At 53.1% G+C, this 21,175-nt stretch carries 25 protein-coding genes; all 25 read right to left on the reverse strand.

Annotated elements, in window-relative coordinates; all coding sequences use genetic code 11:
- Positions 1–144: 144 nt before the first annotated feature.
- A complete protein-coding gene (locus ABEV74_RS19080; protein WP_015847290.1) occupies positions 145–342 on the reverse strand; it encodes a cold-shock protein in 198 nt (65 codons plus the stop codon).
- A gap of 406 nt (positions 343–748) precedes the next feature.
- A complete protein-coding gene (locus ABEV74_RS19085; protein ID WP_430148514.1) occupies positions 749–1,447 on the reverse strand; it encodes an acylneuraminate cytidylyltransferase family protein in 699 nt (232 codons plus the stop codon).
- Positions 1,444–2,514: a nucleotidyltransferase family protein gene (locus ABEV74_RS19090; protein ID WP_430148517.1), complete on the reverse strand. Its 1,071-nt coding sequence runs from the start codon at positions 2,512–2,514 to the stop codon at positions 1,444–1,446. The genes ABEV74_RS19085 and ABEV74_RS19090 overlap by 4 nt, the downstream gene beginning before the upstream one ends.
- Complete coding sequence (locus tag ABEV74_RS19095; RefSeq protein WP_430148520.1) at positions 2,511–3,155, reverse strand: acetyltransferase; 645 nt, start codon at positions 3,153–3,155, stop codon at positions 2,511–2,513. Before ABEV74_RS19095 ends, ABEV74_RS19090 begins: the two co-directional genes overlap by 4 nt.
- An 11-nt stretch (positions 3,156–3,166) precedes the next feature.
- Positions 3,167–4,243: an N-acetylneuraminate synthase gene (neuB, locus tag ABEV74_RS19100; RefSeq protein ID WP_430148523.1), complete on the reverse strand. Its 1,077-nt coding sequence runs from the start codon at positions 4,241–4,243 to the stop codon at positions 3,167–3,169.
- A 29-nt stretch (positions 4,244–4,272) separates the two neighbouring features.
- Positions 4,273–5,433, reverse strand: a complete 1,161-nt coding sequence (neuC, locus tag ABEV74_RS19105; protein ID WP_430148526.1) for a UDP-N-acetylglucosamine 2-epimerase — start codon at positions 5,431–5,433, stop codon at positions 4,273–4,275.
- 13 nt (positions 5,434–5,446) lie between these two features.
- Positions 5,447–6,625, reverse strand: a complete 1,179-nt coding sequence (locus tag ABEV74_RS19110; RefSeq protein WP_430148529.1) for a LegC family aminotransferase — start codon at positions 6,623–6,625, stop codon at positions 5,447–5,449.
- Positions 6,626–6,644: 19 nt separating this feature from the next.
- Entirely contained in the window at positions 6,645–7,652 is a 1,008-nt protein-coding gene (locus tag ABEV74_RS19115) for an NAD-dependent 4,6-dehydratase LegB (protein WP_430148532.1), read from the reverse strand.
- A gap of 20 nt (positions 7,653–7,672) precedes the next feature.
- Positions 7,673–9,535: a motility associated factor glycosyltransferase family protein gene (locus ABEV74_RS19120; protein ID WP_430148535.1), complete on the reverse strand. Its 1,863-nt coding sequence runs from the start codon at positions 9,533–9,535 to the stop codon at positions 7,673–7,675.
- Positions 9,536–9,541: 6 nt separating this feature from the next.
- Positions 9,542–10,135, reverse strand: a complete 594-nt coding sequence (locus ABEV74_RS19125; RefSeq protein ID WP_430148538.1) for a DUF8042 domain-containing protein — start codon at positions 10,133–10,135, stop codon at positions 9,542–9,544.
- Positions 10,136–10,245: 110 nt separating this feature from the next.
- Positions 10,246–11,061 carry a flagellin N-terminal helical domain-containing protein gene (locus ABEV74_RS19130; RefSeq protein WP_430148541.1) on the reverse strand — a complete coding sequence of 272 codons (816 nt, stop codon included), beginning with the start codon at positions 11,059–11,061 and terminating at the stop codon, positions 10,246–10,248.
- A 103-nt stretch (positions 11,062–11,164) separates the two neighbouring features.
- Entirely contained in the window at positions 11,165–11,542 is a 378-nt protein-coding gene (locus ABEV74_RS19135) for a hypothetical protein (protein WP_430148544.1), read from the reverse strand.
- Positions 11,529–11,924 carry a flagellar export chaperone FliS gene (fliS, locus tag ABEV74_RS19140; protein ID WP_430148547.1) on the reverse strand — a complete coding sequence of 132 codons (396 nt, stop codon included), beginning with the start codon at positions 11,922–11,924 and terminating at the stop codon, positions 11,529–11,531. The genes ABEV74_RS19135 and fliS overlap by 14 nt, the downstream gene beginning before the upstream one ends.
- Positions 11,925–11,951: 27 nt before the next feature.
- Complete coding sequence (gene fliD / locus ABEV74_RS19145; RefSeq protein ID WP_430148550.1) at positions 11,952–13,385, reverse strand: flagellar filament capping protein FliD; 1,434 nt, start codon at positions 13,383–13,385, stop codon at positions 11,952–11,954.
- Between the two features lie 40 nt (positions 13,386–13,425).
- The gene (locus tag ABEV74_RS19150; protein WP_213528188.1) at positions 13,426–13,791 is read right to left on the reverse strand and encodes a flagellar protein FlaG; all 366 of its coding nucleotides are present in this window, start codon (positions 13,789–13,791) and stop codon (positions 13,426–13,428) included.
- An 18-nt stretch (positions 13,792–13,809) separates the two neighbouring features.
- Positions 13,810–14,055 (reverse strand): carbon storage regulator CsrA, encoded by a 246-nt coding sequence (gene csrA, locus ABEV74_RS19155; protein WP_062490314.1) that lies wholly within the window; start codon positions 14,053–14,055, stop codon positions 13,810–13,812.
- Complete coding sequence (fliW, locus tag ABEV74_RS19160; RefSeq protein WP_062490313.1) at positions 14,049–14,480, reverse strand: flagellar assembly protein FliW; 432 nt, start codon at positions 14,478–14,480, stop codon at positions 14,049–14,051. Before fliW ends, csrA begins: the two co-directional genes overlap by 7 nt.
- 37 nt (positions 14,481–14,517) lie before the next feature.
- The gene (locus ABEV74_RS19165) at positions 14,518–14,973 is read right to left on the reverse strand and encodes a DUF6470 family protein (RefSeq protein ID WP_062490312.1); all 456 of its coding nucleotides are present in this window, start codon (positions 14,971–14,973) and stop codon (positions 14,518–14,520) included.
- Positions 14,974–14,990: 17 nt separating this feature from the next.
- Complete coding sequence (flgL, locus tag ABEV74_RS19170) at positions 14,991–15,881, reverse strand: flagellar hook-associated protein FlgL (RefSeq protein ID WP_430148553.1); 891 nt, start codon at positions 15,879–15,881, stop codon at positions 14,991–14,993.
- 13 nt (positions 15,882–15,894) lie between these two features.
- Positions 15,895–17,472, reverse strand: coding sequence for a flagellar hook-associated protein FlgK (flgK, locus tag ABEV74_RS19175; RefSeq protein WP_430148556.1), 1,578 nt, complete (start codon positions 17,470–17,472; stop codon positions 15,895–15,897).
- Between the two features lie 20 nt (positions 17,473–17,492).
- On the reverse strand, positions 17,493–17,990 hold the full coding sequence (locus tag ABEV74_RS19180) for a flagellar protein FlgN (protein ID WP_430148559.1): 498 nt from the start codon (positions 17,988–17,990) through the stop codon (positions 17,493–17,495).
- A 17-nt stretch (positions 17,991–18,007) separates the two neighbouring features.
- Positions 18,008–18,286 (reverse strand): flagellar biosynthesis anti-sigma factor FlgM, encoded by a 279-nt coding sequence (flgM, locus tag ABEV74_RS19185; RefSeq protein ID WP_430148562.1) that lies wholly within the window; start codon positions 18,284–18,286, stop codon positions 18,008–18,010.
- Between the two features lie 131 nt (positions 18,287–18,417).
- A complete protein-coding gene (locus tag ABEV74_RS19190; protein ID WP_430148565.1) occupies positions 18,418–18,822 on the reverse strand; it encodes a TIGR03826 family flagellar region protein in 405 nt (134 codons plus the stop codon).
- Between the two features lie 94 nt (positions 18,823–18,916).
- Positions 18,917–19,873 carry a ComFC family protein gene (locus ABEV74_RS19195; protein WP_430148568.1) on the reverse strand — a complete coding sequence of 319 codons (957 nt, stop codon included), beginning with the start codon at positions 19,871–19,873 and terminating at the stop codon, positions 18,917–18,919.
- Between the two features lies 1 nt (position 19,874).
- Positions 19,875–21,175 (reverse strand): helicase-related protein (locus ABEV74_RS19200; protein WP_430148571.1); only part of this gene is annotated, 1,301 nt, incomplete at its 5' end.

Here is a 21,175-nt window from a genome sequence, read left to right on the forward strand (position 1 = left end):
AAAAAACGAAATGGATGAAGCCTGAACTTCACCCGAAAAGTTATAAATTCTGATATGTCAAAAAAGCCCCTGTCGCCAGGGGCTTGGTTCACGGTTCGGTCAATCTAACGCATCATCTATATCTGGGCCAATACAGCCGGATGATTACAGCTTGACTACGTTTGCAGCTTGCGGACCGCGAGCGCCTTCCACGATATCGAATTCAACAGCCTGGCCTTCCTCCAGCGTCTTGAAGCCTTCGGCCTGGATTGCGGAGAAATGCACGAATACGTCGCCGCCTTGCTCCGTCTCAATGAATCCGTAGCCTTTTTCTGCATTGAACCATTTTACTTTACCTTGCATGTGTAAACATTCCCTTCATCATCAAATAGCTGTGAGACTTCTATATGTAGCGCCCACACTGTGAATATACATGGTTGTCATAAAAATGTCAAACATTAATTTGAAAGCGAATTCAGTTAGAGATGGCGTAGTGGTAAGCCATCCCTCCTGTTTGTTCAGCAATCATGAAATATGTATGATTCACCCAATTCCCCTTCATTTCCTAACGGCAGAATCTCCCTGCATTTTCGCCAGTAAGGCAAGAGCCCGATCCCGGCTGTCTCTATTCCGCAGGGAGAACAATCCATTAGAAAACAACCTTGTTTGTTGTTTCCTTTGCCGTTTATCAACCATAATGGAATTGGCAGGATTCTCATGAAACATGTAGTTTTTCCGCCCAAAATCTAAATGAGTAGCCGATTACCGTTCACTTTGCGTCAGGTTGCTGCGACAGCAACCACTCCACCATTCTCAAATCAATCTCGCTGTCTATATCAATTGATCTCTCCGCCGGCATTATATAGGAGACGGTTTCATCTCCAAAAAAGGATTTGTTCCGGTAGACCCAATCGGTATAACTTACATAAACCGCACCATTTAAAACATAGGCTTTAGGTAGATTGTGCCGATTGGTCTGTTCGTTTTCAAAAGGGATAAGCGGCTTCATTTTTTGCTCCTGATCTAATGTGAACATCCAAAAAGGGCTCTTGGAAGCTTCACAAACCGAAACGCAAGCTTTCGCTTGTTTCTCCAAACAAATCTCGATGCATGTATCAATATCTTCCGCATTTCGTAATGGTGAGGTTGGCTGCAGCAAGACGATAAGATCGTAATTCGGCAAATGATCTATTGCATGTATGATGGTATCGATCGTGAGGGAATCATCCTGCGCCAAATGATCCGGTCGAACGAACGGAACCTCGCACCCCCATTCCTTAGCAACGGATATGATCTCCTGATCATCGGACGACAAAATCAACCTATCGATATACTTGGATTGTTTGGCTTGTTCAATTGTCCAGGCAATAAGCGGTTTTCCGGCTACGTCGCGCAAATTTTTGCGTACAATTCCTTTCGATCCGCCTCTGGCTGGAATTAGCGCCAAAACCGATTTATCCTTTATCATAGCAGCCCCTCGCTGTCTGATTTGAACACCTCGTGAAACTCCAGATTGGCCTGGTTGAAGTCATCCATCCTTCCGATATCCATCCAGTACTCTTGGATCGGGAATGCAACGGTATGTTTGCCTTGCCCGATTAGCGTATTGAACAGGGAAGGCATATCGAAATACGTGTTTTCGGGAATGTAATTCAAGGCCTCCGGATCGAGAATATATATTCCTCCGCTGACAAAAAAGCGCTGGACGGGCTTCTCTTCCATGGCATAGAGACGGTAATTGTCCAACTTCACCACACCGTAGGGAACCTGGTATTCATATTCCCGCACGCACATCGTAGCACTTGCCCTGTGATCCAGATGAAACTGAAGAGCTTGGGCAAAATTGACTTTGGTCAACAAATCGCCGTTCATAACAATGACCGGTTCCGCCGGACGTTCCGGCAGAAGACTGAGCGCTCCGGCCGTCCCGAGCCGTTTATCCTCCTTCAAATACCGGATTTGAATGCCCCACTTGTCCCCGTTTCCGAAATAATCCATGATCATTTCCGCTTTGTAATTGACCGAGATATAAAATTGATAAAAGCCATTGGCAATAAAGCTGTTCAGAATGTTTTCCAGAATCGGTCTGGAACCGACCTTCAACAATGGCTTGGGGCAGTCATTGGTTAACGGCGCCAGCCGCGTTCCGAGTCCGCCTGCCATTAATACGACCCAGTTTTCTCTTCTCTGCGGCCGCAAATAATCGTCCAGAAATACTATGTCCACCAATTGGCCGTTCTCGTTAACGATCGGAAGCTGGTGCAGCCGGCGATTGGCCATCAAGGCCAGTATCGTATCCTGGTCATCCATCGTTCGCGCTACGACAGGATTCGGATTCATAACATTGGAAACGGAGGATGTAAACGAAATGCCTTTCAGTATGCCTCTTCGAATATCTCCGTCCGTGACGGTGCCGAGCAATACGTTGTTATTGCCGACGATTAACGCGATCTGTTTGGCCCCTTCATTCAATTTTTTCAATGCATCCAATATTGTCGCATCTGGTTGCAGCAATAGCGCTTCCCATTTGTTCATGATGTCGACTCCTTTGCCGGGTTGCCCATAACCGTAACGCCGTCGGGAACGTTTCGGATGACCACAGCTCCCCCTCCTACAGTAGCCGCCTGTCCGATGCAAATACCCTGAACGATCGTAGCGCCGGCCCCGATAAAAGCCGCCGCACCGATTTCGACGTTTCCGCAAACAACAGCCCCGGGAGCGATATGAACGCTTCGTCCGATCCTCGTATGATGATCGACCGAGGAACGCGTATTGACGATCGCATTCTCTCCAATGACAGCACCGGATTGCACAACGGCCCCGGCCATAATTTGTGCGCCCTCCTCGATGACGGCATGTCCGGAAACGATCGCTCCCGGATGGGCAACCGTAATAAAACGATAACCTCTTGAACGGTAAGCCTGATAGATTTGGTCCCTCAATCCTTCGGCCCTTACCGTTCCAATCCCGTTGGCAAGAAGAACTTCCCGGTTGTTATACCGGTTGCAAAAATGTTCATCCGAACCGAGCCAGGGGATTTTGGCATGCAACGCGCAGCCCTTGGACTGAGGCGCAACGAAGCCAATGATTCGATGTCCGCACAGTTGAAGTGCGTCCCACACCACTTCGGCGTGACCGCCGCCTCCAATGATCGCTACAGGCAAATGCTCGTTCATGTGCTATTCCCTCAAGAATCGATCTGTTCATCTTTGCGGTAGGGGCGATCCGCCTTTTTTCCCAGGTAATCCCAGTAGCGAATGGCGGATATGCCGTCTCCCGGACGTTTCAAGGCAAGATTGCCGTCGTGATACACGTCTCCTGCAGCGATATCTTGACCCGCAACGATGCTTTTGCGCACAGGGACACGATTTGCCAGTTCCGACAGTGCAGGAAATTTATATTTCCTGCCAAGCGCCAGCTCGATCGTGCGAATCCCTTTGATCATTTCGGCCATCTCGCCGGGTTCCAGCGAGCTTTGATGATCGGGCCCGGGCAATTGACGGTCCAGTGTAAAATGCTTCTCGATAACGGCCGCCCCTCGGGCTGCAGCCGCCAAAGAAACGGCAATCCCTTCGGTATGGTCCGAGTAACCGACAGGTACTCCGAACGCCTCGGCCATCGTGTCCATACAACGTAAATTCACGTCACGCAGCGGAGCGGGATACTCCGTTGTACAATGCAGCAAGGTGACACGCTCCCGCAGAGCGGCTTGGCCTTGTTCGGAGATAAAAGCTTCCAGCAAGCTTTGACCGTCCGGCTTCCCGGACCGGTTCAGGTAGCCGTAGGCCAGTATCATCAGGGCAGTCTCGATCTCGCCTAACGTTGCCATTCCGGTTGATAGTATGATCGGCAAGCCCTTTCTGGCGGCTGCAAGAAGAAGCGGACCGTTCGTTATCTCTCCGGACGGCAGCTTGATTCGTTTCACGCCGCACTCATCGGCCAGAAAGTGAAGGCTCTCCTCGTCAAAGGGAGTCGACATAAACTCGATTCCCGCTTTCCGGCAATGCTCTACAATCAATGGATAGGATTCCCGGTCAAGTTCCAGCCGCTTCAGCATTTCATACTGCGATTCATTTGAATTTGTCGTTTGCTGCTGATACTCCGCTTTCCGAGCCCTCGGAGTAACCAGCGTATCCGCACGGAAGGTTTGAAATTTGACGGCATCCGCTCCCGCTTCGGCGGCCTTCTCAATCAATTGCAGAGCCAAGTCCAATGAGCCGTTATGATTGACCCCCGCTTCCGCTATGACAAAAACCGAGCCCATTCGACTACCTCCCTCACACGATGACCCTTTCATTTGCTCAAATCATAAAAGGTTTTATGTAAAATGCCTTCAAGACGAAATGTTTTCAGCACTTCCTTGATTCTCGGGGCGCTGTTGCCGTCGCCATACGGCGATTCGCTGCCGCTTAATCGGGATTGGAACTCCTCCGAGAACGCCAAATTTATCGCAGCTATGATTTCATCCGCCGTCTCCCCGCAATCGATAACAGACGGGCTTTTGATTCTCCCCTGTTGTCGCGGTCCAATATTAACCGTCGGTTTTTTAAAAGCCGGCGCTTCGATAATTCCGCTGGACGAATTCCCGATCACCGCATCGACATACCGCAGCGCGCTTAAATAGCGCAGCTGCCCCATTGAAACAAAGGATATCGCACGCCGGCTGTTGCGGGTTACGTACTCGTCAATCAATTCGGCGATAATCCGGCCATCCGTATCGGCATTCGGCTTTGTAAAAATGATATTGACTTGCCGGAAATGATCCAAAGCCTCAAGCAACTGTTCCATTTGACGGCGAGAATCACGGGAAGACAACGTAACAGGATGGTAAGTGACGAGAAAACAACATTCTCCGAGTTGAAAACCGATCGCTTCTTCCAACTGTTCGCGATTAAGCAGCTGCAATTTATGAATATTGTCCAGTCCGATTGCGCCTACGTTGAAAACGCGGTCGGGCTGCTCTCCCAACTGGATGACACGTTCCCGGTACTTCTCCGTAGATGTGAAATGAAGATGAGACATCTTCGTTATCGAATGCCGGATCGCTTCATCGAATGCCCCTTCGGTACTCTCGCCGCCATGAAGATGAGCGATGGGGATATTCGCCACCATTGCGGCTTGGGCGACGACCATCATTTCAAAACGGTCGCCGAGAATGACGACGATGTCCGGCTTCAATCGCTCAAACACGTCCGCGAATCCGATCAGCCCCAGGCCCATCGATTTGGTCAGGCCGGCAGGCGTGTCGCTGGACAGGAGCATCTCCACCTTCGCATCGATCGTGAAGCCATCCGCTTCAATTTGTTGATAGGTCAGTCCAAACTCAGGCGACAGATGCATTCCGGTTACAACCAGTTGAAGCAGCAAATCCGGATCGTCCTGTATCTCTCTCATCAGCCAATACAACAGCCCATATTCTGCCCGTGAGCCGGTCACAACGCAAATTTTCCTCATCCGCTTTCCCTTCTCATTCCCGGATTAAATCCGGTCCGCTTGGAATATTGATGATTCTGCGTTCCAACTCTTCAGACGTGTCCAGATTCATTCGCGGACAATCGCCATACATCGGAAGCCGGTGCAGCGGCGTCCACACCGGCCTTGTCATTAATCCTTCCCGGTTGGTCAGATCCAGTATGTCGTCCCTTGCATGAATAAGCGCCGGGTCCAGCAGTACGGCTTGCAGCCAATAATTGCTTTTCGCATTCTGCGGCTCTTCAAACCAGTCAACGCCTTCGAATGCTGCGAATGTCTCTTTATAACGTTCGGCCAGTTTTCGTTTGCGATTCAATAATTGCGGGAGCTGTTCCAGTTGGGCGCATCCGAGCGCCGCATTCAGGTTGGGCATCCGGTAATTGTATCCGACCCGATCATGCCAGAATGCCCAGCGGTGAGGAAGCTTCGCTGTCGTCGTCAAATGTTTGGCAGCTTTGGCCAGTTCCGGATCGCCGGTCAGAATGGCGCCGCCGCCTCCGGTCGTTATAATTTTGTTGCCGTTAAAACTTAATGCGGCCAATTTCCCGAATGTGCCCGTATGCTTTCCTTTATAATAGGAGCCAAGCGACTCGGCAGCATCCTCAACAAGCGGAATGCGATATTGCGCGCACAGTTCTATAAGCGGGTCCAAATCTACCGGATGGCCGAACGTGTGCATCGGGACGATGGCCGCAATCCGCCGGCCGGACTCGCGATTATAGGTATGCCCGTCTGAGCGAAGCTCCGCAATATGTTGCAGATGCAGCTTCAGCTTGTCCGGATCGAGCCCCAGCGTCCCCTTTGCGACATCGGCAAAATGCGGAATGGCGCCGCAATAAGCGACGGCATTGGCGGTCGCGACAAAACTTAAAGACGGTACGATCACTTCGTCTCCCGCTTTAACGCCCGCCAACACGAAACAGATGTGCAAGGCCGCCGTTCCGTTCACGACAGCGACCGCATAAGGGGAACCTGTAAATTCGGCCAGATTCCGTTCAAAACGGTCGACATACTGGCCGACAGAGGAAACCCAGCCTGTGTCCAGGCAATCTTTTACATACTCCCATTCGCGCCCCCCGAATGACGGCTGATGCAAAGCGGTAAAAGTGTCACGATCCGGCAACGCCCGCTTGAGCAGCTCAACGAATCTTTGCGGGAATGTGTCAACGTCCATGAGAATCCCTCCAAGCGAGCTACATGTTATATCGGTCCGTTTTGTACCGCCGAAGATTGTCCAGATTCGTAAACCATTCGATCGTTTCCCGTAGCCCTTGCTTCAAGCCTTCCCTACCTCCATATTCCGGAGCCCAGCCCAACAGCCGCTTAGCCTTCGAATTGTCCGCCCACAGCCGTTCAACCTCGCTCTTCTCAGGGCGGAGACGTATTTCGTCGCTGACGATTTCGACTTCCTGTTCCATCACTTCCCCGATAAGCTTCGCGGTGTCGCCAATGGAAATTTCATAATTGCTGCCAATATTGATTTCTTCCCCGATGGCAGAGGGGGATTCCAGCATGCGGATAAAACCGGCAACCGTATCTCGAACATAATTGAAATCACGAGTCGGATGTACCGCCCCAAGCTTGATTTGACGCCGGCCTGCCGCCAATTGGGTTATAATCGTCGGAATGACGGCCCGTGCCGATTGACGCGGCCCATATGTATTGAACGGGCGAATAATGCCTACCGGGGTGTCAAACGATCGGTAGAACGACAATGCGAGCTGGTCTGCCCCGATTTTGGAAGCCGAATATGGCGATTGTCCCTGAAGTGGGTGATCTTCCGTAATCGGAACGTACCTCGCCGTGCCATACACTTCGCTTGTCGAAGTATGTATGACTTTAGAGACATCAAAAGACCGGGCGGCTTGCAGCACATTCAAGGTTCCCTTGATATTGGTATCGACATAGGTGTCGGGAGAATGGTACGAATAGGGGATGGCGATTAATGCCGCCAGGTGCAAAATCGCATCGCATCCTTTGACAGCCGTCATCACCCCGTGCGCATCCCGGATATCTCCCGCAAATACGTCCAGTTCACGTTTGATCTCCTCCGGACTTTGATCGAGCCAGCCCCAGGAGTTGAACGAATTGTAATAAACGAAGGCTCTGACATTGTATCCCGCGCGGACGAGCGTCTCTGTCAAATGAGACCCGATAAAGCCGTCCGCACCCGTTACTAATACTCGTTTAAAGCTGTGCATTGGTTTTCGAGCCTCCTTGATTATGTTGCGATTGCCGTCAGTTCAGGTTCCACCTGCTCGAACAGAACAGATAAAAATTCCGTGTCCTTCTTCATGGTCGCTACAAGCGGGGCCAGATGTTTTAGCACCAACTCCGCTTTTCGCTTCAGATCCGTACAGGCCACGATCTCCGGTACGCGTCTTGCGTAAATCGGAATTTCGGCCTGCAGCACAAAACCGTAAATAGGATCAAATATCGGATTTCGGGTAATCGCGTTCCATTGTTTATCGATATTCTGGAGTAATGTAGCGATTTTGTTCACGCCTGATGTTGCTGCGTCTTGAAGCTGTTCAAATATATCCATGAGCTTGTCGATTTTTTTACCCGTCGCTTTCAGCTCTTGCATACACTTGTGGAGTCTGTCTACCATTGCACGTTTCTCTTCTGAGGAATAACCGGCAGCCTTGGCCTGCAACGACTGCTGGAAAGCTTCCGCATTTAAGCTATACGATTGCAACTGAACCATCAGATCTTCCAGTCTCGCCCAGGACGTTCCTTTGATGGCGGCACCGATCTGAGATACGTTGATGAATTCGATTTTTTCGTTGTAGCAAGCAATAAGACTTTCAATATTTCGCAGCGTCTCGACCATCGGAAGGCTACTCGGATTCGTTCCTCCGGTCACATTTTCCACTGTTTCAGTAGCGTGCTGATCGAACCTTTCCAGCTCTTCTTTCGTAAAATGGTCGACGCCTTTGGAATAGCGGTTATTCCCCGGATACGAAAGATCCTGTCCGACAAAGATCAGTTTGGAAAAACCAAGAAAAATGGCCACTTGAATGACAGTACCCGTAACAGAAGCAGTCGAGACAAATTGATCTGGAGCCGTATCATTATGAAAAAGATGACTCGTTATCGTGTCCGAAGAAATAAACACATGATACAGATTGTGATTTAGTTCCTGTATAATCTTGTGTTTAATATATGAGGCATACACAAACGGAATCTGCGAGACATCTAGATCTCGAAAAACCTCGAAATTCTTTTCACTACCGTCGATCGATACGAGCATATGCGGCTTAATTCCTCTTTCCAGCAATCCCTGTATGCTGGAACCTGCAGCAAATATCGGAACATGGTTCTGCAGTTGACGGACAAGTTCTATATCCTGATCCAGAGATGGACCAGAACCGACTACGATCGCCGGCATGTCCCGGAAATGTCCCTGAAGATTGCGCAAATGTTTACTTTCGATCGTCTTAGGCAGATTTAAAATGATATTTTCCGGCCACTCCCGCTTGAATATAATCTGGGTTGCATTATTCGTTCTCTCCGCCAGCACTACTTCCCGGAATTTCTTCGTAAAATCCGACACTTCATTGGCGTATAGCCGCGAATAAACCGGTAAAAACAACGAACAAAACGAATCAGTAATATATGACTTAACGGCTTGGATGAAATGGACGTTCGTCGACTCGTCGCCGCCTATTGCGAAAATGCCAATGCAAGGTGAAGCGAATATATGCGTCAAGTCGCGCGCTTCGAGCGCGGCAACAAACAGTTCGACATCAGGCTCTATAATATGAATGGTTCGGTCAGGATATTGTTCGATTACTCTTTCAATATGATAGCCGAGTCCGAAACCGAAAATAAGAATATGTCTGGATTGGCCGATCTGATCGGCATTCATCTCGAGCCAGCGCGCCGTTTCTTCCAGTGGATTGTATCTGCTGTACAGCGCCGTCCGGTTTCCGGCCCGGTCGATCTCCAAGTTAGCCATGCCGGATTTCGAAAGGACATGAAAATAATGTTCAACGTCTCTTTCCCGATTGCGGATGAACTGATACAAATTCGGATAGTGGTTTCGCAATGCCATCAAATTATCCGCTGCATATTTTCTCATCGTCTCTCACCCGCTCGCCAAAATCACAGACTCCAACTGTTTGAATGTATCGGCCAATTCGTATTTCATTACATCTCCTACAGCTGTATAATCTTCAGATTCCATCGCTGACCGAAGAGCGGACAAGTTATCGTTCAACGAGCGTATCGACTCCTCCAAATATCGTACATAAGCCACTTGTTCCGGATACTTGCTAAGCAGATTGGCGATGCCGCTTAACGATTGAATCACCCATTCCACCGCTTCCAGGAGCGTTCGGGCCATATCCCATTGCTCGACTGACGGATCGCCGTAGAACAGGTTGCCAATCGAATCGCACGCATTGATAATTTTAACGCTATACGTCCGGATTTCTGTTAGTGTTTCTCCGATCAATTGCTCCTCGGATACAGATACGATTTGGACTTCATTAATTTCTCCATAGCGAGAGAACAGAATCGATTCGTAATCTGCCGATTGCATGACGCCATCAAAAGAGACTTGCGAGATATAGCGACTGTTATCATTCAACTTGTTCTTGACCGTCTCCCATACGGACTGAATATCCTGTTCATTCGCTACTGCGTAATGTTCAAGTGTGTCATCTACCCGAAACCGCACGTTCACCACACCTTTTTGTTTATATCTTCTTTATCGGCATTTCCCCCCTGATTCTGTATAGAAAAAACCCATCCAGTATATGGATGGGTTTCATGATCCCCGGACGCTTATTAGCCGAGAAGTTTGAGCACGCCCTGCGGCATTGCGTTAGCTTGCGCAAGCATAGCCGTACCGGCTTGCACGAGAATTTGGTTGCGGGTGAATTCCGTCATTTCTTTTGCCATGTCGGCGTTGCGAATACGGGATTCGGATGCAGCCAGGTTCTCGGCCGTTACGCCCAGGTTGTTGATCGTGTGCTCCAGACGGTTTTGAACGGCGCCAAGTTTGCCGCGTTGCGTAGAAACTTTGGTAATTGCAGATTTAATCTTCGCCAGTGCGCTTTGTGCTTTTGCTTGTGTGCTGATTGCAAGCCCGCTAATACCCAAAGCGGATTTTGCCATCGATTTCAGGGAAACGGTCAAGGTATTTGCTTTTTCAACGCCAATCTGGAACGTCACGCTCTTGGAAGCACTCAGAAGCGAAATGCCGTTAAATTTTGTCGATTTCGCGATATTGTCGATTTCCGAGAGCAGTTGATCGACTTCGTCTTGGAGTGCTTTGCGGTCTTCCTGTGCATAGGTGCCGTTCGCGGATTGGTTGGCTAGCGTGTTCAGACGCTGCAGCATGGAATGAACTTCCGTCAGCGCGCCTTCTGCCGTTTGCAGCAGGGAGATGCCGTCTTGGGCGTTGCGCTGAGCCTGATTCAGACCGTTGATCTGGTAGCGCATCTTCTCAGAGATGGCAAGGCCAGCCGCGTCGTCGGCCGCACGGTTGATCCGGTAGCCGGAAGACAGTTTCTCCATCGTCTTGCCCATTTGCGTGTTGTTGGCAGCAAGGTTGCGGTGAGCGTTGATTGCCGCCACGTTCGTGTTGATGTACATCGACATGCTATTCATCCTCCATGATATGGGTATTGAAGCCGCTTCCTTGCGGCTACATTATATATATCGGAATGTGGAAATGCATTGTTTATAGTCTATGCAGATGAAATTATCGTTTTTGGTCAAAATAGAGCGGGACCGCATCCTGGAAATCCATATTGCCGTAGGAACGGACGGCCATTCGCTGTGTAACCGTATGCTTCAGCGCATGAGCCGTAACGTCGATCCGGCGTTGAAGAAGCTGTTCCATCTCATCGGCATAGCGTTCCATTTCGGCTAGCAGCTCGCGGATCTCTTCATTCCTCTGATAAGGCTCCCTATCGGACAACTCCTCCATTTTCCGGCCATACTGAACGGAAAGCGCCGCAAATTGCTGCAGCGCTTCTTCATCGTTGGAATTTTGAAGTAGTGCGAGCTGATGAAGCATGATCGACTTCATGTCGCGATAACATTGCAATACATCATCCTGGTGATTATCCCTGTCCAAGCGCAACTTCCTTTCCGATCTGCTCCCAGGCCGACTTGATGCTGGTCAGCATGTCCGTCACTTCGCGCAGTTTTTCCAAATCCTTGCGCATGTTTGCCTCGACGAGGCAATCAATCATATAGAAATAAAGCGATTGAAGATTGACGGCAATTTGCCCTCCCTGCTTCAGATCAAGAGACGAGATCAGTTCGTAAATGATAGACTGCGTCTTCTGGATGGCCTGATTCGCCCCGGATATATCGCGTTTCTCGATCGCCCTTTCCGCTTGCCCGGCAAATTTGAGGGCGCCCTCAAACAGCATCAGAATCAGACGATGAGGAGATGCGGTTTCAAACCTGTTCCGATTGTACGATTGATATCCCGCATAGTTGGGCATATGCATTGCTGCTCATCTCCTTCAGCCGAGCGTTTAACCTTTGTTGGCCTGCGTCAGGGCGGTCAGCGAGGCAAGCTGGCTCGTCAGCCAGCTTTGCTGGCTTTTCAGTCCTGACAGAGCGACTTCCATCGCCGTAAACTGTTTTTTCAATTGTTCATACTTCAGTTGAAGGCGGTTGTCCATCGCTTCCATACGGTCGTCGATCATGCCGATTTCGGAGTCGTAGCCTTTGATTTTCGAGGTGATCAAACCGTTAACGGAGCTTGTCCATTCTTGGAGGCGATTATCCATCGCTTTCATAATGCCATTCTCATTATGTTTAAACAAATCAATGACAGCGTTCGGATCCTTACTGAACGCCTCTTTGAATTTTTCCTTGTCAAACGTAATGGTGCCGGTCATCAAACTTCCTTTCGTAATCCCTTTATCGATCTCCAGACCGATTTCCGCCATCATCTTGTAACCATCGGTTAAGTTGGTGGCACTCGTAAAAAGGTTATACAACTCGTTGCTGATCGTCTTCAGTACCGAATCGCCCTGCAGCGGATTCATTTTGGTTGCGTCTGCAGGCTTGGACAAGTTGTTGCGCACGGTGTTGACGACATCGTTGTACGCTTTGACGAAAGCATCGATTTTTTCGGCAACTTTATCCATATCGCGGGCAACCGTTACTTGCGACGAACCGGCCGCAACAAGCTCCAACGTTACGCCGTCGATAACGTCGCTAATAGTGTTGGAGCTGCGGGTAATCGAGACGCCGCTGACTGTAAGCTTGGCGTCAGCCGCATCCTGGATCGTGTTTGAGCCCGCGCCTTTCGGACCAACATTCGTAATGCCTAATGCTCCCAGCGCGTCCCCTCCCAGCAAAATGCCACCGGTGCCGCTGAGCACCATTTTGTTTTGTTCGCCTGTCTCTTTTGACGTCAGCACAAGCACCTTTTTGGTGTCCGAAACGGATACAACCGCGGCCGTCAGCCCGGTGTTCTGCGAGTTGATCTGGTTTTTGATGTATTCCAATGCTTCCGCATTTTTGCTGCCCGATGCCAGTTGATTCGTTTCTATTTTGATTGTGCTTCCGCCATATGTAATCTCGAATGTTTTGTTCAACAAATCGGTGCCGCCAGTATCCACCTCGCCCGACTTCACCGAATGGCTCTGCGCAAGCTGCGTTACGGCGATATTATAATTCCCCGTGGACGCTCCTTCGGCTGTCTTCAGCTTCACGACGCCCTCGTTCGTGCTCTTGCCGGATACGAGATTGAAGTTCGCGTTCAGCAGCAGGTCGGAGACAGCGGTTTTGAGTGTGTTGAGCTTCGTATTGATCGACTGGAAAATAGACTTTTCGGATTGCAGATTTTTTTTGCTCGTTTCCAGACGGATATACGGCTGACGCTCAAGCGTCATCAGGTCGGAAATGATCTGCGCCGTATCGAGTCCGGAACCCAGACCGGAGATACTGATTCCCATTGCGGTTCACCCTTTTTCATCAAAATATAATTCAGGCAAATCAAAGCTTCTTGTCGACGAAGATGCCGATCAGCTCTTTCAATTTGGCCGACAATTCGATCATATGCTCCGGCGGTATCGATTCAATGACTTCCTGCGACCTGGTATCGATAATCTGCACGTAGAACTGCTCCGCTTCTTCACTGTATTTGAACCGGAATGACTTGCCTGTCGATCTCATCTGCTCGTTCAGCTTTTCCAGTTCCTTGAGCAGCCGGTCTTTCCCTTTGCCATTCCCTTCACCGGTTTCGACTCCGGTTTCTTTCAGATCTGCGGGCGATTCTTCTGTGGAATTCGTTGATGCGGGGTTCATCGCCTGGCTCCAATCACGGTTGGCTCCATCCAGCCTGTTGATTGCACCCAGCAAGGTGATCCCTTCTTTCCATTATGTTGATTGATCTTCAGACTTGCGGCCCAGAAGCTGAAGCAGCTGCTGCGCTTTGCCGTTCTGTCCGACCGCCTCGATGTTCTCGCGGCGTATCGCTTCGTACAGCTCGGATCGCATAATGGATACCGTTTTCGGCGCGACAAATCCGAGCTTGATCACTTCCCCTTCGACGTCGAGCACATGCAGCTCGATGTCGTCGCCGATCTTGATCACTTCTCCGACCTTCCGCTTGAGCACTAGCATGACGAGGCACCTTCCATTCGGAGAGGCTCCCGAATCGGGTAAGCGGATTGCGTGAGAACGTACTGGCAACCCTTCTGCGACCGGGGCACGATCAACACCGGCGCCTTCGGGTTGATGTACGGAATGTCACCCACAATATTGACGATGAAAAAAGCCGCCACTTCTTCAGGATGCTCGATATCCAGCATGCGAACGGTATCCTCGTCAATTTCAAAAGCGTATTCCCGCTTCGCCTTGGCCGCCGGAACCAGGATGAAGCTGACATCTTCCTCCGTTGCATGCAGAACGAAGAAATCGGTATTTTCAAAAGGCACAAGCGCATATCGGGAGATGGCCGAGAAGCCGACGATGCCTTGGGGAAAATGATACAGTTGATTGTCTTCGACGTTCATCCGACCATACACGGCACTGTTAATCGTTATCATGTTTCAAAGCCTTTCCGCGCCTCATCGGTGACTGCTGTCACACCCGCATGTCGATGGAAGCGCCTGGATTGGATTGCAGCGGCTGAAGATTTACGCGGGTTTGCCTGTCGGACGGCACCGCTTCCGGCATGCGGGGCTCGATATGAATTTCCGGCTTGTACACGGTCACATGGAAGATCGGCATCGTATCCGGCATGAGCGTAAGCTCGGTCTGCACGATCCGCTCGCGTTGAAACTTCTCGGATGCCAGCCGGCCAAATACGTTGCGCTCTCCCGTCGTGACGCTCCGCGCAACCTGATCGCCATCGCGGGCGATTTGCGCGATCGTCTCCGCCGCTTGCGAGCTTTCTCTCGCCATTCTGCCCCTCATCTCGGAAAGCGGATTTTCCAGCCCGATGCTGTCCCATACGGGACGCCAATCCACCTCGATATCCGGGTTGCGGGTTTTGATGGTCATATCAGCCGCATAATATCTGACGGTAACGTCCATCATGCTCACCGCTCATCCGCCTAACGGATAAAATCGACCAGCGAAACCTGCATAATCCGCGCCCCGGTCGACAATGCCGCTTGCAGCACATTTTCTTTCAGCTTCAACTCGATGATCGCTTCGGACATATCCACATCCGCCACTTCGGAACGAAGCTGCTTGAGCCCGATCTGCTCGTCCAGAATCCGGTTTTCGACCAGCTCGAACCGGTTCGTACGCGCCCCGATTTCCGCCCAGGCAATCGCGATGCGGTCCGCGCTCCGGTCGATGCGGGCCAGATCGCCCAGAATAGCGTCCTGATCGTTGTCCTCCAGATGGGTGGCGATGTCGTCCAGCACTTGAAACACGTTGTCCGGCGAACCGGCTTCACCGAAAATTTGCTCGCCTGTAATGCTGACCGGCACCGTCACGGACGGGCTGACGTTCAGGAAGTAGACGCCTTTGTCCGTAGGATCGTTCGCAGCGTTCGTAAGGGAATAGGGCATCTGATCGGTCTTCTGGCCGTTAAACAAATATCTTCCGCCGTAGTCGCTGTTGCCGATAGCTATCATCTGCTCTTTCAGCTGGCGGATTTCCGCCGCGATCTGCTTCCGCGCATCTTCGGGAACCGTCCCGGTGGAAGCTTGCTGCGTCAGCACGCGGGCCCGCTTCAGCACATCGCTCGCCTGCTGCATCAGCGAATCCATCGTCCGGAGCCAGCCGAGGCCCGTACGCGCATTTTCCAGAAACTCTTCCGAACGGTTCAATTCGGTGTCATACCGCATCTGGTACCCGATACCGACGGGATCGTCGGACGGCTTCTGAATGCGCTGGCCGGTTGACAATTTGTTCTGCCAGTCGATAATGCCGGCGTTCGTGTTGCGCAAATTCTTCAACAACTGGGTGTTTTGCATCATCCCCGTTACGCGCATCGTTCAAGCCTCCTTATCTGCCTACAAGCCCCATTTGATTAATGATGCGATCCAGCATTTCATCCACGGTCGTCATATTGCGCGCGGCCGCATTGTAGGCATGTTGAAAACGGATCATATCGGCCAGCTCCTCGTCCAGCGAAACGCCGCTGACCGACTGCCGCCGATATTCGACCGCATCTACCATATTCAACTGGTTATGCAAGTTGCGGGCGGCGTCGCTGGCCCTCGTTCCGAGATCCCCTGTAAAAGCGCGGAAATAATCGTCGATCGTACCGCTGGTCAGCGAGGTCATATCTGCCGGGTAATTGAATACTTTATCCCGGAGACCCGCCAGCGCCAACGCAATGTCGCTGTTTCCTTTGATCGTCACCGGCGAACCGTTTACGACATCGTATTTGCCTGCTGCGGCGATTTTGCTCGTATCGTTCGCGACGACCGGATTGACGCGAATATTTTCCATCGTGAACGTCGCGCTGCCGTCCGATGTCGTAAAGAACGCAATGCCGGACTCTGCGGGGTCGGACAAGGTATAGCCAAGCTTGTGAACGCCGTTGAAGCCGTTCACTTCCAGGCGAACTTCGGATGCGATGCGCGAGCCTGCCGGTATGTTTTGACCGGCCGGTATGACGGTGCCGTCCTCAAGCGTCACGTCATTGAGCGCAGTCATGTCCGTGCTGGCGACATAACCGTTCGCGAGCGTAATCTCAACCTTGCCGTTCACGAGCGTATCGACCATCGCGTTCAGCTGGTCGACGACCTTCGCGACATCCGCCTGCGCCCACCGATAGCCGGCCAGCGCGCCTTCCGTGGCGGTCGCCGCATTGTCCGCCGTCAGTTCCGCCGCTTCGGTACCGTTCACCACCTGCACGCCGGCGGCAACGATATTGACCATTCCGTCCGCCGTCTCCGCATATTGAACATCGACGATGGACGACAGCTTGTCGATCAGCAGGTCGCGTTGATCGCGGTAGTCGTTCGCATTATCGCCGAGCGCTTCCATGCGCCGGATCGTATCGTTCAATTGTGCGATGTTGGCGATGTATCCGTTCGCTTCGGCGACCTTCTTGTCAATGTTGGCGGCGATGTCGCTTGCGAGCGTCTTGAACGAGGTGTCCATATGCTTGAACGTTTCGACCAGGTTTACCGCCGTGCCGATCAGATCGATCCGCGCGCTGAGCAGAGACGGATCGCGGTTCAGCACTTCAAGCGAGTTCCAAAATTTCCCCATCACCGCGCTCAGTCCGCTGTCTGTCGGCTCGTTGACGATCTTCTCGATCGATTGCAGCGTCGCATCGTACACCTCCCAGGCGCCGAGCCTCTGATTTTCCCGCCGGTACTGCATATCGATATACGAATCCCGGATCCGCTCGATGTTAACCGGCTGCACCCCTGTGCCGATTTGTCCGGGGGCGTTGCTTCTCATCATGCCGAACGCTTCGATCGGCCTTGTTGCCGCTACGTTGACGCGCTGGCGGGTATAGCCTGTTGTCGATGCGTTGGCAATATTGTGTCCGAGCGTGTGGAGCGAAGTGCTCTGTGTCAGAAGCGCCCGTTTGCTCGTTTCCAATCCCATAAAAGTGGATCTCATCCGTTACCCTCCTTCGGCGCTCAAGCGCGCGTATCGAACATTCCGTTCCATTGCCGCTTTCCTTGGTCCAACGCCGGATTTTTATATGTCACTTCTTCCGGGGCGTCTGCCAGCAAATCGAGCGAAAACTCGACATAAGAGACCGACTGCCGAATCAACTGCTGATTGATTTCGTTCACCCGTTTAAGCGATTCGGTAACGTCCGCCAGCTTTTGCCGAATGGCGGCCAACTGCTGCCTTTCCTCGACGGAGAAAACCATCCGTTCAATTTCGGACAGGGTGATGCGCAGCTTCGGCCGTACGCTCATATCCTGCTGAAATTGCTTCATCCACTGGCGGCAGGCCCGTTCGCTTTCTACAATTTGCTTGATGATTCGCGATTCTTTGGCCGTCGTCGCCATCAGCTCGTTCAACCGGTTCTGGATAACCTGATCTTTCTTCGCCGCCCCCAACTCAAGAAGCCGCGCATATTGCGCATGCAATTGTTCCAGCGATGCCAACAGCTCGCGAAATGACACGGACGATCACCCGTTTTCTATAGTTTCGAATTCGACTGGATGTATGGCCAGATCTTCTCCGCAATCTTGCCGGCATCCACATGGTACGTTCCCGATTCAACCTTCTGTTTCAAATTTTCGATCAACTGCGCCCGGTTCTCGCCGTTCGCGCGGCTGAAGGACAGCATTTCCTGGGCTTCCGCGGAAATTTGCACTTCGTCCTTCTGCCGCTTGCGTCCCGCATCGCCGACGCGCTGCTCGTGATGCTTCTGATAAATATTCATTAATTGAATCCGCTGCGTTTCGTTCACTTTCATTCGTATCCCTCCTCACTCGGCGATCAGGCGGAAGCGGCTTCGCCGTAAATAAAAAGCCGATGAACTCTATATGAGTATTTATCGGCATATGGGTATGAGAATTTATAGAATTGTCGCAATAACTGCCAACTTCAGTCCTGCTTGTTACCTTTTATCCGGTATGCGGCTAGTCTGACGGCTTCCTCCGTCTCCTTGTCCGCCGCCTCCTTCACTTTGCTCAAATCTTTCTGCAGACGCGAACGGCAGCTTCCGCATATGTTGCCTTCGCGAATGATAAAGCCGCACACTTCGCACGGATATCCCATATTCGGCGCGCCGACGAGCGATATCCGGCCTTCCTTGATAAACTTCGTAATTTGCTTGATGGATACCGAGGTCGCTTCGGAAAGCTCGTGGATCGTAGCGCCTTTGTGCTGGCGCAAATAGTCCGCGCACCGGGAATATTCCTGATCGACTTCTTTAATGCAGGCCGGACAAATATCGCGAAAATTTCGGGCGAATACCTTCCCGCAGCGAGGACAGTTATCGAGTTCCACTGTAATGCCCCCTTTCAGGCGCGAAAAAGATACTATATTCGTTCTATCGGCATTATACCTTATTTTTTTGATATCCGCATTTTGGAAACCGCCGTCAGGAGCGGGCCAGCGTCAGCACATAAATTTCCGGACGGATCCCGGGATAACGATGCGCAACAGCGGTTTTCAAAACGGCCGCGCACGCATTCACCGTACTGCCGGTCGTATAGATATCGTCGACGAGCAGAAGACGCAGGATGACCGGGCGGGCGCCGGTTGAATGATCGGCCGCGAACTGCGATCGGCCGCCGGGCGAGCGGGAGAAGGCAGAGCGGCCGCCGGCCGTCCTGCCGCCGGAACGGGTGAAGGCCGCGGCCTGGACACGGGCGATCAGCGCTGCAAACTCTGCTTCGTCGGCGGCGAACAGATTGCGCGTACCGCGAATCCGTTCCATCCGCGATTTCTCGCTTTGCTTGCCGCTGTCGCGGGTCCGCATCAGCAGTCTGGCGAGCGGCGGGCCGTGCCGCCCGGCCACTGCCGAAGCAAGCTGCTCCGCCTGGTTAAATCCGCGCTCGCGCAGCCTTTCCATGCTGAGCGGCACCGGAACGGCCGCGTCGAACCGGAATGCGGGATCGCGGCGCTCCAACTCGCGGCGCAAGCCGGTAAAGGCGATATTTATCATATCGCCGAACACGGCGCCGAGCGCTTCATGGCCGCGGTATTTGTATTGCGCGATCCAGCTTCGGATCGTCTCGTCGTACGTGACCGCGCTGCGGCTGCAAATGAAAGCCGGGTCTTCGCGGCGCGCGCAATCGCCGCATGTTTCCGGCCGCCCGCAGACCGGGCAGACGATCCGCCCGACCCAGGGAATGGAGTCCCGGCAATCCGGACACAGGCGATGCGATATTGCCGGACCGGCGGCAGCCGCAGCGCCGCTGGCAAAGCGGTAATGCCGGCCGCAAACCAAACAGGCGAAAGGAGCCGGAGACAGCAGGGAGACAGCGGCCTCAAGCGCCCTCCTCCCCCATTCGCGCACGCCTCCGCCGGTTCCGGCGGTCCCAGGTAAGGTCACGTTATCTCCCCTCCCCGCTGCCGTTTCCATCGTTCAAATATCCTTGGCGCTTCGCCAGCTTGTTCATGCCGGTAATGTGGCGGATCGCCAGCCGCTGCGCCCGGTTCCGCTCCGGAGCGCAGAAATAGACCCGGCCGGCGGGATCGTCCTGCGAGCGGCCCGCCCTGCCCGCCATCTGCACGAGCGAGGCTTCGTCGAACAGCCGCCCGTCCGCATCCAGAATAAAGACGTCGCTTCGCGGCACCGTTACGCCCCGTTCCAGGATCGTGGTCGTAACCAGCAGGCGTATGGCGCATTCGCGGAACAGCCTGACTTTCTCGGCGCGCTTGGTGTCCTTGGACGAGGTCCCGTCGATCGCCGCGTCCGGAAACGTCTGGCGCAGCAAGCCGACAAGCGGATCGATGTGGCGGATTTGCTGGACGAACAGAAACAGCTGCGCGCCGCGGTCAAGCGACGCCCGGATCGCGGCTGCAAGCCGGGCGGGCAATTGCCGCTGCCGGATCAGCCGGCCGACCGGCGGCGTCCGGATCGTCGCCGGGACCGGCAGCGGATGGCGGTGGAAACGCGCCGGCACTTTGGCGTGCGGCAGCTTGCCCCGCCTTGCGGCACGCTGCAGTCCGGCCGGCGGCGTCGCCGACAGCAGCACGGTGCGGCCGCCCGGCTTGCATACTTTGGCCGCCGCGTAATGCAGCAGCGGATCGTTATGATAGGGAAACGCGTCGAGCTCGTCGATCACGACCAGCTCGAAAGCGTGCTGAAAACGAAAAAGCTGATGGGTGGTCGCCAGCACAATATCGCCATCCTCCCAACGCTGCGGGCTGCCGCCGTACAGCGTGACGACTTTCTCATGCGGGAACGCGCGGCGAAGACGCGGATCGAGCTCCAGCACGACGTCGCGCCGCGGCGTGGCCACCAGTACCCGCTCCCCCCGCATCCGGACCGACTCGATAAGCGGGAATATCATTTCGGTTTTGCCCGCACCCGTAACCGCCCAGAGCAGAAAAGGCCCGATTGGCGCGGGCGGAGCGGGCAGCCGGTTGAACGGCGACAGCGGCTCCCCGATGCGCGGCGAGCCGAATCCAGGGTCCCCGGCGGCCGTTGCGCACCCCGGACGCCGCCGGCCGAGCGGACCGGGCGGGCGGAAACGCCGCCGCGATCGTAAGATGCGCATATCGTCGCGCTCGATATAGCGGAGAGCTTCGGCGGCGGCCGCCGCTTGCGCCGGGCTGAGCTTCCACGGCGCGAGCCGCGCCGCGATCGGCGGCGTGCCGGCGCGCTCTGCCGCCGGAGCGGCCGCTGCGC

Origin of the sequence: Paenibacillus cisolokensis, from assembly GCF_050481165.1 — a bacterium.
In the GTDB taxonomy this organism is placed as follows: domain Bacteria; phylum Bacillota; class Bacilli; order Paenibacillales; family Paenibacillaceae; genus Paenibacillus_AH; species Paenibacillus_AH cisolokensis.

Bases quoted from the DNA above. Each gene is read 5' to 3' on its own strand.
- ABEV74_RS19080 (WP_015847290.1), bottom strand. From the start codon at position 342: ATGCAAGGTAAAGTAAAATGGTTCAATGCAGAAAAAGGCTACGGATTC.
- ABEV74_RS19085 (WP_430148514.1), bottom strand. From the start codon at position 1,447: ATGATAAAGGATAAATCGGTTTTGGCGCTAATTCCAGCCAGAGGCGGA.
- ABEV74_RS19090 (WP_430148517.1), bottom strand. From the start codon at position 2,514: ATGAACAAATGGGAAGCGCTATTGCTGCAACCAGATGCGACAATATTG.
- ABEV74_RS19095 (WP_430148520.1), bottom strand. From the start codon at position 3,155: ATGAACGAGCATTTGCCTGTAGCGATCATTGGAGGCGGCGGTCACGCC.
- neuB (WP_430148523.1), bottom strand. From the start codon at position 4,243: ATGGGCTCGGTTTTTGTCATAGCGGAAGCGGGGGTCAATCATAACGGC.
- neuC (WP_430148526.1), bottom strand. From the start codon at position 5,433: ATGAGGAAAATTTGCGTTGTGACCGGCTCACGGGCAGAATATGGGCTG.
- ABEV74_RS19110 (WP_430148529.1), bottom strand. From the start codon at position 6,625: ATGGACGTTGACACATTCCCGCAAAGATTCGTTGAGCTGCTCAAGCGG.
- ABEV74_RS19115 (WP_430148532.1), bottom strand. From the start codon at position 7,652: ATGCACAGCTTTAAACGAGTATTAGTAACGGGTGCGGACGGCTTTATC.
- ABEV74_RS19120 (WP_430148535.1), bottom strand. From the start codon at position 9,535: ATGAGAAAATATGCAGCGGATAATTTGATGGCATTGCGAAACCACTAT.
- ABEV74_RS19130 (WP_430148541.1), bottom strand. From the start codon at position 11,061: ATGTCGATGTACATCAACACGAACGTGGCGGCAATCAACGCTCACCGC.
- fliS (WP_430148547.1), bottom strand. From the start codon at position 11,924: ATGCATATGCCCAACTATGCGGGATATCAATCGTACAATCGGAACAGG.
- fliD (WP_430148550.1), bottom strand. From the start codon at position 13,385: ATGGGAATCAGTATCTCCGGTCTGGGTTCCGGACTCGATACGGCGCAG.
- csrA (WP_062490314.1), bottom strand. From the start codon at position 14,055: ATGCTAGTGCTCAAGCGGAAGGTCGGAGAAGTGATCAAGATCGGCGAC.
- fliW (WP_062490313.1), bottom strand. From the start codon at position 14,480: ATGATAACGATTAACAGTGCCGTGTATGGTCGGATGAACGTCGAAGAC.
- ABEV74_RS19165 (WP_062490312.1), bottom strand. From the start codon at position 14,973: ATGATGGACGTTACCGTCAGATATTATGCGGCTGATATGACCATCAAA.
- flgL (WP_430148553.1), bottom strand. From the start codon at position 15,881: ATGCGCGTAACGGGGATGATGCAAAACACCCAGTTGTTGAAGAATTTG.
- flgK (WP_430148556.1), bottom strand. From the start codon at position 17,472: ATGAGATCCACTTTTATGGGATTGGAAACGAGCAAACGGGCGCTTCTG.
- flgM (WP_430148562.1), bottom strand. From the start codon at position 18,286: ATGAAAGTGAACGAAACGCAGCGGATTCAATTAATGAATATTTATCAG.